Source organism: Nocardia sp. NPDC056064, assembly GCF_042266925.1.
In the GTDB taxonomy this organism is placed as follows: domain Bacteria; phylum Actinomycetota; class Actinomycetes; order Mycobacteriales; family Mycobacteriaceae; genus Nocardia.
The window spans coordinates 1,759,046-1,770,830 of sequence record NZ_JBHJWO010000001.1; the positions used below are offsets into that span (position 1 = coordinate 1,759,046).

11 protein-coding genes are annotated in these 11,785 nt (G+C 70.6%); 6 read left to right on the forward strand and 5 right to left on the reverse strand.

Annotation, left to right across the window (positions count from 1 at the left end; genetic code table 11):
• The first annotated feature begins 2 nt into the window (after positions 1-2).
• On the forward strand, positions 3-983 hold the full coding sequence (galE, locus tag ACFC06_RS08115) for a UDP-glucose 4-epimerase GalE (protein WP_375929063.1): 981 nt from the start codon (positions 3-5) through the stop codon (positions 981-983).
• A gap of 16 nt (positions 984-999) precedes the next feature.
• Here galE and ACFC06_RS08120 read toward each other — a convergent pair whose 3' ends face one another.
• Complete coding sequence (locus ACFC06_RS08120; protein ID WP_375929065.1) at positions 1,000-2,166, reverse strand: DUF4192 domain-containing protein; 1,167 nt, start codon at positions 2,164-2,166, stop codon at positions 1,000-1,002.
• Positions 2,167-2,316: 150 nt separating this feature from the next.
• Positions 2,317-3,039 (reverse strand): sensor domain-containing protein, encoded by a 723-nt coding sequence (locus ACFC06_RS08125; RefSeq protein WP_375929067.1) that lies wholly within the window; start codon positions 3,037-3,039, stop codon positions 2,317-2,319.
• A gap of 193 nt (positions 3,040-3,232) precedes the next feature.
• Here ACFC06_RS08125 and ACFC06_RS08130 point away from each other — a divergent pair, with 193 nt between their 5' ends.
• From ACFC06_RS08130 to ACFC06_RS08150, 5 genes are all read left to right on the forward strand, one after another.
• Positions 3,233-4,177 (forward strand): PAC2 family protein, encoded by a 945-nt coding sequence (locus ACFC06_RS08130; protein WP_336081751.1) that lies wholly within the window; start codon positions 3,233-3,235, stop codon positions 4,175-4,177.
• A 26-nt stretch (positions 4,178-4,203) separates the two neighbouring features.
• Positions 4,204-6,702 (forward strand): DEAD/DEAH box helicase, encoded by a 2,499-nt coding sequence (locus ACFC06_RS08135; RefSeq protein WP_375929069.1) that lies wholly within the window; start codon positions 4,204-4,206, stop codon positions 6,700-6,702.
• A 104-nt stretch (positions 6,703-6,806) separates the two neighbouring features.
• The gene (locus ACFC06_RS08140) at positions 6,807-7,913 is read left to right on the forward strand and encodes a type III PLP-dependent enzyme (RefSeq protein WP_375929071.1); all 1,107 of its coding nucleotides are present in this window, start codon (positions 6,807-6,809) and stop codon (positions 7,911-7,913) included.
• Between the two features lie 7 nt (positions 7,914-7,920).
• The gene (gene speD, locus ACFC06_RS08145; RefSeq protein WP_375929073.1) at positions 7,921-9,123 is read left to right on the forward strand and encodes an adenosylmethionine decarboxylase; all 1,203 of its coding nucleotides are present in this window, start codon (positions 7,921-7,923) and stop codon (positions 9,121-9,123) included.
• A gap of 156 nt (positions 9,124-9,279) precedes the next feature.
• Positions 9,280-9,834 carry a hypothetical protein gene (locus ACFC06_RS08150; RefSeq protein WP_375929075.1) on the forward strand — a complete coding sequence of 185 codons (555 nt, stop codon included), beginning with the start codon at positions 9,280-9,282 and terminating at the stop codon, positions 9,832-9,834.
• A 30-nt stretch (positions 9,835-9,864) separates the two neighbouring features.
• Here the strand turns inward: ACFC06_RS08150 and ACFC06_RS08155 are convergent, their stop codons facing one another.
• Genes ACFC06_RS08155 through ACFC06_RS08165 form a run of 3 tightly spaced genes read right to left on the reverse strand, consistent with a single transcriptional unit; the run spans position 9,865 to position 11,744 of the window.
• Positions 9,865-10,464, reverse strand: a complete 600-nt coding sequence (locus tag ACFC06_RS08155; protein WP_375929077.1) for an energy-coupling factor transporter transmembrane component T family protein — start codon at positions 10,462-10,464, stop codon at positions 9,865-9,867.
• Complete coding sequence (locus ACFC06_RS08160) at positions 10,461-11,141, reverse strand: energy-coupling factor ABC transporter ATP-binding protein (RefSeq protein ID WP_375929079.1); 681 nt, start codon at positions 11,139-11,141, stop codon at positions 10,461-10,463. Before ACFC06_RS08160 ends, ACFC06_RS08155 begins: the two co-directional genes overlap by 4 nt.
• 9 nt (positions 11,142-11,150) lie before the next feature.
• A complete protein-coding gene (locus ACFC06_RS08165) occupies positions 11,151-11,744 on the reverse strand; it encodes a biotin transporter BioY (RefSeq protein ID WP_375929081.1) in 594 nt (197 codons plus the stop codon).
• Positions 11,745-11,785 lie beyond the last annotated feature (41 nt).

The following is an 11,785-nucleotide window of genomic DNA, read 5'->3' on the forward strand; positions in this document are numbered from 1 at the left end:
CCGTGAAACTCCTGGTCACCGGCGGAGCCGGCTATGTGGGCGGCGTCTGCGCCGCGGTCCTGCTCGAACAGGGCCACGAGGTGGTCGTCGTCGACGATCTGTCGACCGGTAACGCCGCGGGCGCGCCCGCGGGCGCGCGGTTCGTCGAGGGCGACATCGCGGTCGCGGCGCCGGAGCTGCTGCGGGCCGAATCCTTCGACGGTGTCCTGCATTTCGCGGCGCAGTCGCTGGTCGGCGAGTCGGTGGAACAGCCCGCCAAGTACTGGCACGGCAACGTGGTCAAGACGCTGACGCTGCTCGAGGCGATCCGCGAGACCGGTACTCCGCGCCTGGTGTTCTCCTCCACCGCCGCGGTGTACGGCGAGCCCGAGCAGGTGCCGATCACCGAGACCGCGCCCGCCCGCCCGACCAACCCGTACGGCGCGAGCAAACTGGCGATCGACCACGCCATCACCTCCTACGCGGTGGCGCACGGTCTGGCGGCGACGAGCCTGCGCTATTTCAACGTGGCGGGCGCCTACGGCGGACTCGGTGAGAACCGGGTCGTGGAAACACATCTGATCCCCCTGGTGTTGCAGGTGGCCCTCGGGCACCGCAAGGCCATCTCGGTCTACGGCACCGACTGGCCGACGGCCGACGGTACGTGCGTGCGTGACTACATCCACATCCGTGATCTGGCGCAGGCGCATCTGCTGGCGCTGGGTTCCTCGCAGCCGGGCAGCCACCGGATCCTCAACCTGGGTTCGGGCACGGGTTTCTCGGTGCGTGAGGTGATCTCGGCCTGCGAGCGGGTGACCGGTCTGCCGATCGAGGCGATCGACGCCCCGCGCCGCGCCGGCGATCCGGCCGTGCTGATCGCTTCGAGCGAGCGTGCCGTGGCCGAGCTGGGCTGGCGGCCCGAGCACAACGATCTCGACGAGATCGTCACCGACGCCTGGGAATTCCTGCGTTCGCTGGGCGACGCGGCGCACAGCGCCCGCTGATCGCCGCGGCGCGGATTCACGGCTCGACCGGGCCGATGTCGACGCCGAGATCGGCGGCGATCTGGTGACCGCAGTGGGCGAGCTTGCGCAGGCTTTCGGGGCGCAGCCCGCTCTGCAGCGAGGTCTCGAGCAGGACCGCCATCGGATGGGTGGCGTCGGCGTCGACGGCGGCGGCCAGCGCGATGCCGGCGAACGGGCCGTCCCCGCGCAGATAGGCGCTGAAGCCCAACAGCGCGGCGGCTTCGGCCCGGTCGGCGCCCGGTGTCGCCCGGGCCAGCTGCGCCCACAACTGCTCGGCGGCCTCGGCGTGATCGCCCAGCGCCAGCCCGTACATCGCGTCGCGGATCGGCCGGTCGCGCAGCGTGGCGGCCAGCCGGGCCAGTTCCCGCTCGTCGCGCGGCACCCCGGATTCGGTGTCGGCGATCTGCCAGAGCACCCATTCCAGCGCGCGCCGCTGGAAGGCGGGCCCCTGACCGGACCGCTGCGCGGCGGCCAGCCGGTCGCGATAGTGCCGGACCGCGGGGTCGAGCAGTGGGCGCAGCCGCGCGCAGCGCAGCTCGTCGGCCGCGACCAAGGCCGTCAGTTCGGTGCGTGAGCGGCGGATCTGCCTGCCGTCGAGCACCTGCGACACCGCGATCATCGAGGCCGCCGGGTCGCCGACGTAGCCGTCCGCGCCCGGCTCGAACAGATTGCGGTACCGCTGACCGGCCGCGATGGCGGGCACCGACCAGGCACCGCGCACCGCGATCCCCTCGGCGCCGAGCGCGTCCAGCAGTACCGCGGTCCGCAGCAGCGCCGCCGCCGAGGACGGCGCGCGATCGTCGACGACGATCGCCAGCACCCCCGTCCCCTGTTCCCGGACCACCACCCCACTCACGCAGGCGGTGAACTGCTCGATGTGGCGGGGATCGCCCGCGCCGTCGAGATCGAAGCGGACGACAGCCTCGATCGCCGCCCCACCCACCTGGCCCGGCCCGTGCAGGACGGCGACGACCAGCGAGCGTTCGGGAACGAAACCCAGCATGGCGGGTAGCGCGGCGATCAGTTCGCCCGCGTCCGCCACCCGCAGCAGCCTGCGCGGTATCTCACCGGGATAGACGGGGGTCGATTCGGCACAGGTGAGCGCCCGGGGGAAGGGGCCGGTGCGCAGGGTCCGGCGGGGCGAGTTCGTCGAAGAGGTCATGACTCCACAGTGCGCCGCGCCTACCACGATCCCGTCTGCGCGACCAGGGCTTTCAGTTGCCCTGTGGACAGCGGTTCGCCTGTGGAACACCGGGTGTACGAGCCCGTTCGGCCGGACGGATCTGTCGGACCGGCGTGGTAGAGGCCCGGCTCACTCGCCGCGCACCGAGCGCACGGTCGTCGCGAACAGCTCGTCCACCGCGGCCGCGTCCGGCGCCGTATCGCCGAATGTCATGGACGTCACCGTGATTCGCACATCACCGAGTTGGCCGACCGAGGTCTGCATGGTCTGGGTCAGCCCGGCGCCGCCCACCTCGGGAACCACAGTGCGGCGCAACGACACCGCGTCGTCGGCGCCCGCGGGCACCGTCGCGCCGACTGTCGTGGACACCACCGATTCCGCCCCGGCCCGGCTGACCCGGATCTGCTCGCAACCGACGAGCCGCGCGCGCAGTTCGCCCAGCGTTTCCGTGGTCCGCGACAGTTCGACCGTCAGCGAGGTCCTGGTGGCGTCGTCGTTGCCGACGGCCACCGCGGCCGGTTCGGCACCGGGTTCGGGGTCGGGCGGGGTGCACGTGGCCGGTCGCACGGTCGCCCCGGCGCCCACGCCGTCGAGGTCGCCGACCGCCGCCGCGGCCGCCTGCGGCGGGAGCACGACCGCGGGATAGCGAGCCGGGAACCGGTCCGGGGCGGGCAGCAGATCGGCGAGCGCGCCCTCGACGTGCTGCACGGCGACCGCGCTGCCGGCCACCGGCGTGCCGCTGACGCTCTGACCGCATCCCGCCAGCACCGCGACCGCGCCGACGGCCAGGCCGCCCAGCAGCCCGCGCGCGATCCACAGCGCACGGCCCGGTGTCGTCTCCACCACGTTCACACGTTCCACTGTGCCGCACGGCGTGGATCCGGCCGCGGCCGCCACGCCGGGAATTCGGGGGCGCCGCACGCTGTTGACCCTCGGAGACGAGCCGTCCTCCGGCCGTGTGCAGGGCGAGTGCTCGTATGGGGGACAATGGAGAACGCCTCCCCCGCCGCGAGCGATGGTGGACCGCGCAGGAAGGAGAACCGCGATGGATGACCAGTCGCACATGTACGAGCTGGAGTTCCCGGCGCCGCAGCTGTCCTCGGACGACGGTGCGGGCCCGGTGCTGGTCCACGGCCTGGAAGGCTTCACCGACGCCGGACACGCCGTCCGCTTGGCGACCACACACCTGCGCGAGAGCCTCGAATCCGAGCTCGTCGCCTCCTTCGACGTCGACGAGCTGCTCGATTACCGCTCGCGCCGTCCGCTGATGACGTTCAAGACCGACCATTTCTCCGATTACGCCGAGCCCGAGCTGAACCTGTGGGCGCTGCGCGACACCGCGGGCACCCCGTTCCTGCTGCTGTCCGGCCTGGAGCCGGATCTGCGCTGGGAGAAGTTCACCACCGCGGTGCGGCTGCTGGCCGAACAGCTCGGTGTGCGGCGCACGATCGGCCTGTCGGCCATCCCGATGGCCATTCCGCACACCCGTCCGCTGGGCGTGACCGCGCACTCCTCGGACCGGTCGCTGATCGGCGAGCATCAGCGCTGGCCCGGTGAGCTGCAGGTGCCGGGCAGCGCCTCCTCGCTGCTGGAGTTCCGGATGGCCCAGCACGGGCACGAATCGGTCGGGTTCTCGGTGCACGTGCCGCACTACCTGGCCCAGACCGACTATCCCGAGGCCGCCCAGACCCTGCTAGAGAACGTCGCCGAGAACGCCGGCCTGGAGCTGCCGCTGGCGGCGCTGGGTGAGGCCGCGGCGCGGGTGCGCGAGCAGGTCGCCGAGCACATCGCCGGCAACGAGGAGGTCGAGACGGTGGTCCACGCGCTGGAACGCCAGTACGACAGTTTCGTGACCGCGCAAGAGGGCCAGTCGAGTTTGCTGGCCGGTGACGGCGAGCTGCCCAGCGGCGACGAACTGGGCGCCGAGTTCGAGCGTTTCCTGGCCGAACAGGGCGGTTACGGCGACACCGCCGCCGACGGCAAGGACTGAGCACCCGACCCACTAGGGTGGTCGGAGTGGATCTGACCGACCTGCTCGACATTCCCGGGACCGACGCCGACGCCCTCTACGAGTCGTTCGCGCTGTGGGCCGACGAGCAGGGCACCACCCTGTATCCGGCGCAGGACGAGGCGCTGATGGAGCTGGCCTCGGGCGCCAATGTCATCCTGGCGACGCCGACCGGGTCGGGCAAATCGCTCGTCGCGGTCGGCGCGCACCTGTTCGCCATGGCCAACGGGCAGCGCAGCTACTACACCGCGCCGATCAAGGCGCTGGTCAGCGAGAAGTTCTTCGCGCTGTGCGAGGTGTTCGGCGCGGAGAACGTCGGCATGGTCACCGGTGACGCCGCGGTCAACGCCGACGCCCCGATCATCTGCGCGACCGCCGAGATCCTGGCCAACCTGGCCCTGCGCGAGGGCGCGGCCGCCGAGGTGGGCCAGGTGGTGATGGACGAATTCCACTTCTACGCCGACCCCGACCGCGGCTGGGCGTGGCAGGTGCCGATCGTCGAGCTGCCGCGCGCGCAGTTCCTGCTGATGTCGGCCACGCTGGGCGAGGTCGATTTCTTCGCCACCGACCTGGAGCGCCGGACCGGCCGCAGCACCGCGGTCGTCGCCGGGACCGAGCGCCCGGTCCCGCTGACGTTCTCCTACGTGCGCACCCCCATCACCGAGACCCTCGAAGAGCTGGTCACCACCCATCAGGCGCCGGTGTATGTCGTGCACTTCACCCAGGCGGCCGCCCTCGAGCGCGCCCAAGCGCTGACCAGTGTGAACTTCGCCTCCCGCGCCGAGAAGGACGCGATCGCCGCGGCCATCGGCGAGTTCCGCTTCGCGGCGGGCTTCGGCAAGACGCTCTCGCGCCTGATCCGCCACGGTATCGGCGTGCATCACGCGGGCATGCTGCCCAAGTACCGCAGGCTGGTGGAGAAGCTGGCCCAGGACGGGCTGCTGAAGGTGGTGTGCGGCACCGACACCCTCGGCGTCGGCATCAATGTCCCGATCCGCACCGTGCTGCTGACCGGGCTCACCAAATACGACGGCGTGCGCACCCGCAGGCTCAAGGCCCGCGAGTTCCACCAGATCGCCGGACGCGCCGGACGCGCCGGGTTCGACACCATGGGCACCGTGGTGGTGCAGGCCCCCGAGCACGAGGTGGAGAACGCCCGCCTGCTCGCCAAGGCGGGCGACGATCCCAAGAAACAGCGAAAAGTCCAGCGCCGCAAGCCACCCGAGGGTTTCGTGTCCTGGAGCGAGGAGACCTTCGACCGGCTGGTCACCGCGCAACCCGAGCCGATGGTCTCGCGGTTCAGGGTGACGAACTCGCTGCTGCTCAATGTGATCGCCCGCCCCGGCAACTGCTTCGACGCCATGCGGCACCTGCTCGAGGACAATCACGAGCCGCGCCCCGCCCAGCGCAGGCACATCCTGCGCGCCATCCGGCTCTACCGCGCGCTGCGCGATGCCGGTGTGGTGCAACAGCTCTCCGAACCCGACGCCCAGGGCCGGATGGCCCGGCTCACCGTCGACCTGCAGCGCGACTTCGCCCTCGACCAGCCGCTGTCGCCGTTCGCGCTGGCCGCCTTCGAACTGCTCGACCGCGAGAGCCCCACCTACACCCTCGATGTCGTGTCGCTGATCGAGGCGACCCTCGAGGACCCGCGTCAGCTGCTGATGGCCCAGCAGCACAAGGCGCGCGGTGCCGCGGTGGCCGAGATGAAGGCCGACGGCATCGAATACGAGGAGCGCATGGAGCTGCTGGAAGAGGTCACCTGGCCCAAGCCGCTGGCCGAGCTGATCGAGCCCGCCTTCGAGACCTATCGCGCGGGGCACCCGTGGGTCTCGGAGTTCACGCCGTCGCCGAAGTCGGTGGTGCGCGACATGATCGAGCGCGCGATGACCTTCGCCGAGCTCATCTCGTTCTACGAGCTGGCGCGCTCGGAGGGCGTGGTACTGCGCTATCTGGCCGACGCCTACCGCGCGCTGCGGCGCACCGTGCCCGAGGCCGCGCGCACCGAGGAACTCGACGACCTCACCGAATGGCTCGGCGAGCTGATCCGCCAGGTCGACTCGAGCCTGCTCGACGAATGGGAACAGCTCACCAACCCGGGCGCGGAGACCGACACCGAGCAGGTCGCCTTCGGCGCCGAGGCGGTGCGCCCGATCTCGGCCAACGAACGCGCCTTCCGGGTGATGGTGCGCAACGCCATGTTCCGCCGGGTGGAACTGGCGTCGCGGCAACGCTGGGACGAACTGGACGAACTCGGCCCCGGCCCCGACTGGGCCGAGGACCTGGCGCCCTATTTCGACGAGTACGACACGCTCGGCACCGGTCCGGACGCGCGCGGGCCGCAGCTGTTCCAAGTGGAGAAGCGTCCCGGCTTCTGGCACGTGCGCCAGGTGCTCGACGACCCCGCCGGCGACCACGGCTGGGCGCTGACGGCGATCGTGGATCTCGACGAGTCCGATGCCGCGGGCGAGGTCGTGTTCGACGAGGTCACAGTGTCGGCGGGATGAGTCATACCGGATCCGCATGGACCCATATGACGAATGTTTGACGGATTCGTTTTTGGGTAGGCGCCGCTGATACTCTCTCCCGGCCGCCGACCGAAAGTTCAACTATGCCCGAATCCCCGTACCTTGTCATCTACCCCGAACGGGTACGTGCCAACTACCGAGCCCTCGACGCCGCACTGGCGGCACCGGGCACCCGGATCAGGTACGCGGTGAAGGCGGCACCGGTCGACGAGCTCCTCACCCTGCTCGCGGACGAGGGCGCGGAGTTCGACGTCGCCAGCCTCGGCGAGATCGACCAGTGCCTGCGCCTGGGCATCGACCCGGCGACGCTGTGCTACGGCAACCCGATCAAGAAGAGCGCCCACATCGCGCGCGCCTTCGCCCTCGGTGTGCGCCGCTACGCCTTCGACACCGAGGACGACCTCACCCGGATCGCCGAGCACGCGCCCGGCTCCGAGGTCGAGTGCCGGTTCCTGTCCTCGGCCCCGCAGTCGCGCACCCCGTTCGGCACCAAGTTCGGCTGCGCGCCCGCCGAGGCGCTGCGCCTGCTGGTGCGCGCCCGCGATCTCGGCCTGGCCGTCGGCGGCCCCTACTTCCATGTCGGCTCCCAGCAGCTCGATCCGGCCGCCTGGCGGATCGGGATCGAGCAGGCCGGGCAGATCGTGAGCGCGCTGGCGGCCAAGGACATCACCGTCCCGGCGGTGAATGTCGGTGGCGGACTGCCGATCTCGTATGCCGACGCGGCGCCGGAGCTGTCCGCGATCACGGCCGCGATGCGCGCGGCCGCCGCGCGGTTCCTGCCCGCCGACACCGCCCTGATCGTCGAACCGGGCCGGGCGCTGGTGGGCGACGCGGGCACGATTCACGCCGAGGTCGTCGGCGTGCGATTCGCGCCGGACGGGCGGCGCTGGGTGTATCTCGACATCGGCCGGTACAACGGTATGGCCGAGACGGAGAACGAGTACATCGCCTATCGCTTCGTCACCGATCGCGACGGCGATCCGGTGTCGGAGGCGGTGGTCGCGGGTCCGACCTGCGACGGCGACGATGTACTGTATCAACGCACGAAGGTCCTTCTGCCGACCACGTTGCGAGCCGGTGATCAGATCCAGATCCTCGACACCGGCGCCTATACCGCGAGTTATTCGTCGGTGTCCTTCAATGGTTTTCCGCCCTTGACCGTTCATGTCTCGGGCGCTGAGCGAGAGTGAGTTTGCCATGACGGCGGAATTCACCGGCTGGCACGTGCTGGCCGAGTTCGGTGGTGTCGACACAGACCTGTGTGACGATCTCGAACGACTCGAATCGGCGTTGCGTGAGTCTCTGATCGCGGCGGGCGTCACCATCTGCGATGTCGTTCACAAAAAGTTCGATCCGCAGGGGGTGACCGTCCTCGCCCTGTTGTCGGAGTCCCACGCCTCGATTCACACCTATCCGGAGTCCGGCGACATCTTCGTCGACGTCTTCACCTGCGGCAGCATCGGCGCGGGCGCGACGAAGGCGGTGGAACTCCTGCGAGACAAGCTGTCTCCCAAGGAAGTTCGGATGAAGGTCGTCCAGCGCGGCCACGGTGCCGAGAAGATCTACGAACCGGTGGGCGACGGCCTGACCCGGATCTGGGATCTGCACGAGGTGATCGTGGACACGAACACCCCGTTCCAGCACATGGTGATCGCGCGCACCGATCAGGGCATCTCCCTGTTCTCCGACGACGACCGCCAGTCCACCGAGTTCTCCCAGCTCACCTACCACGAGGCCATGATGGTTCCGGCGTTCGTGCTGGCCGAGAAGCTGGACCGGGTGCTGATCATCGGTTCCGGCGAGGGTGTGGCCTCGCAGATGTCGGTGGCGGCCGGGGCGAGCCTGGTCGACCACGTCGACATCGACCAGCGCGAGGTCGAGCTGTGCGCGCGGCACCTGCCCTACGGCTACACCCCGCAGGAGCTGGCCGCGGCCGTGGCGGGCGAGGGCCCGGTGCACGTGCACTACGCCGACGGCTGGGACTTCCTGGCCAAGGCGCAGGAGGCGGGCACCCGCTACGACGTGATCGTCATCGACCTGCCCGACGAGCGCGTCGAGGACGCCCAGCACAACCGGCTCTACGAGGCGGAGTTCCTGTCCCGATGTAAGGCGCTGCTGGCTCCCGGCGGTGTGCTGTCGGCCCAGGCCGGGTGCGCGACCATGTGGCGCAACGAGACCCTCAAGCGTTCGTGGGGCCGGTTCCACGAGCAGTTCGCCACCGTGGTGCCCTACGGCAGCGACGAGCACGAGTGGACCTTCCTGTTCGGCCTGAACGAGAAGATCGACGACCCGGTGCGCGGCATGACCGACCGGCTGGCCCTGCTCCCCTACCGCGCCGAGACCATCGACGCGCGGGCACTCGAGCGCGGCGCGATCGAGCCCTACGCCCTGCGCCGCTGAGCGCACGACGACACCGAAGGCGGTGATCCGGACAGTCCGGGTCACCGCCTTCGTCGTTGCCGGGACTCGCCCGCCGATCCGTGAATCCGGTGCCGCGGGGCACCGGATGTTGGCACCATGCGAAGTGCACCGCTTCGAGCAGAATCGAGTCGTCCCATGACACCGTTGTCCGCCGCCGGCCTGATGCCGGTGCGCCGCCCCTCCGATCACCGCCCCCGCCTGGACGGGCTGTCCGCGGCGGGCGTCGCGACGTTCCGCGCGCTGTTCGACCGGGCTCCCGCGACCTCGGCCGCCGACTTCGCGCGCCTGGACGGCGATGTGTCGATGCGGTCGTTCCCCGGCGCCGCCGAGCGCGTGCTCGGCCCGCTGATGGCGCGACCGTCCTATTTCTGGGTGGCGAAATCGCTGCGCCATCTCGATGACGGCACCGCGGTGGGGCACAACGTCTTCCGCGTGCTCGGCGGTGTACGCGCGCTGAATTTCGTGGCGAGGGTGGGTGATTCGGTGATCGACGGCCGGGCGGCGGTGCTGTTCGACTACGACGACCCGCGCGTGGGATCACGCCGACCGGCGCGCCGCATCTACGACGAGCTGCGCGAGATCGAACCGGATCTGTGGCTCGGACCGAGCTACTTCCTGACCGGGGCCAAGCGGGTGCCGATGGGCTGGTTCGCCCTGGACGCCTCGGTCCCGTTCGACGGTCCGGCCTGAGCACGCGACCGGCGGGCACGCACCGCGCCGTCAGTCGTCGACGCCGCGCGCGGCCAGCGCCTCACCCATCGCGTCGGCGGTCCGCAGCGCCCGCACCAGGACCGGGGTGAGCAGGGCCGTCGCCGACCAGCCGACTCCGCGGGCGCGCCGGGCCTCGGCGACCTCGTGCACGATCTGGGCCAGCAGCGGCACGCAGCGGATGGCCAGGGCCAGCAGCAGCGCGGTCCGCTCCGGGTCGACCCCGATTCGGCGCAGCGGGCGCAGGGCCCGGATGAGCGCGTCGAGCAGGTCGGTGACCCGGGTCGTCACGGTGACCAGGGCCGCGAGCGCGACCGAGACGAGCAGCACCGCGCACACCACCACGGCGCGGGTGGGTGAGGTGGTGAGCAGCTGGAACACCCCGATGATCACCGTCATCCACAGCACCGGCCGCAACTGGGCCAGCGCCACCCGCCAGGAGATCCGCGCGAGCGCGAACAGACCGGCCACCGCGAGCACGACCGCCGCGACGCCGGGCAGATCGCGCACGAACACCGTCATGGCGACGATCCCCAGGACCAGCCCCAACAGTTTCACCCCGGCGGGCAGCCGGTGCAGCGGCGAGTCACCGGGCTGGTAGAGCCCGATCATGCGACGAGCAGGCGGTAGGCGTCCACCGCGTCGGCGGGGGTGCCGTCGAAGGCGACCGCGCCGTCGTCGAGCACGATGACGCGATCGAAGCCGTCGAGCAGCGCGAGCTGATGGGTCACCACGATCACCTGCTGATCCAGCGAGTTCAGCGCCGCCGACACCCGCCGGGCATTGCGCAGGTCCAGCAGGGTGGTCGGCTCGTCGGCGACGAGCACCTCGGGCTCGCGGATCAGCGCCGAGCCGATGGCCAGCAGCTGCTTCTGACCGCCGGAGAGCAGGTGGGCGGGGTGATCGGCGTGCCCGGCCAGGCCGAAACGGTCGAGCATCCGGGCCACCCGCTCGGCGATCTCGGCCTTGGTCAGGCCGCTGCGCCGCAGCGAGAAGGCCAGGTCCTCGCCGACGGTCGGCATCACGATCTGGGTGTCGGGATCGGTGAAGACGAAACCGACCTTGCGCCGCACCTGGGCGCCCTTGCGCGCGGCATCGATCCCGTCGACGGTGACCGTGCCCGTGGCCGGCGCCAGCAGGCCGTTGAACATCCGGGCCAGCGTCGACTTGCCCGAGCCGTTGGCCCCGATCAGGCCGACCCGGCGTTCGGTGATCCGCAGGTCGATCCCGCGCAGCACGGTCCGCTCGCCGAAGCGGTGCCCGACCCCGGCGACGACGATCTCGCTCACGCGACCCGCTCAGCCACGGATCAGTCCCGGATAGGCACGGTGCACGCCCTTGGCCACCACGGTGGCGATCACGACCTTGGCCAGGTCGCCCGGCACGAACGCGAAGTTGGTCGACACCGCCGCCCACACGCCCAGATCGGTGCGGATCAGCAGCCCGATCGTGCCGCACAGGTAGATGATCACGATGCCGCCCAGCGCGTTGACCAGCAGACCGAGCACGAGCGGGTACTTCGGCAGGATCGCGGCGGTGAGCAGACCGATCACCAGCGTGGCGGGGATCCAGCCGAGCAGATAGCCCGCCGTCGGCGAGGCCAGCGCGGTCAGGCCGGTGCGGCCACCGGACAGCAGCGGCAGGCCGATCATGGTCAGCGCGATGAACACGAGCACCGCGGCGGTGCCCTTGCGCGCGCCCAGTACCGCGCCGGTGAGGATCACGCCGAGGGTCTGCAGGGTGATGGGCACCCCGCTGAAGCCCACGGTGATCGCGCCGGGCAGGCCGAGGGCGGCGATCAGCCCCGCGAACACCGCGATCTGGGCCAGATCCCTGGCGGCGAATCCGGCCGCTGACTTGGGGGCATTGTCGACTTCGGGCACCGCAGACATCCTTCACAACAGAATTGAACGATGTTCAAAATAGCAGCCCA

Bases quoted from the DNA above. Each gene is read 5' to 3' on its own strand.
- ACFC06_RS08120 (WP_375929065.1), bottom strand. From the start codon at position 2,166: ATGACCTCTTCGACGAACTCGCCCCGCCGGACCCTGCGCACCGGCCCC.
- ACFC06_RS08130 (WP_336081751.1), top strand. From the start codon at position 3,233: ATGGATGACCAGTCGCACATGTACGAGCTGGAGTTCCCGGCGCCGCAG.
- ACFC06_RS08140 (WP_375929071.1), top strand. From the start codon at position 6,807: ATGCCCGAATCCCCGTACCTTGTCATCTACCCCGAACGGGTACGTGCC.
- speD (WP_375929073.1), top strand. From the start codon at position 7,921: ATGACGGCGGAATTCACCGGCTGGCACGTGCTGGCCGAGTTCGGTGGT.
- ACFC06_RS08150 (WP_375929075.1), top strand. From the start codon at position 9,280: ATGACACCGTTGTCCGCCGCCGGCCTGATGCCGGTGCGCCGCCCCTCC.
- ACFC06_RS08155 (WP_375929077.1), bottom strand. From the start codon at position 10,464: ATGATCGGGCTCTACCAGCCCGGTGACTCGCCGCTGCACCGGCTGCCC.
- ACFC06_RS08165 (WP_375929081.1), bottom strand. From the start codon at position 11,744: ATGTCTGCGGTGCCCGAAGTCGACAATGCCCCCAAGTCAGCGGCCGGA.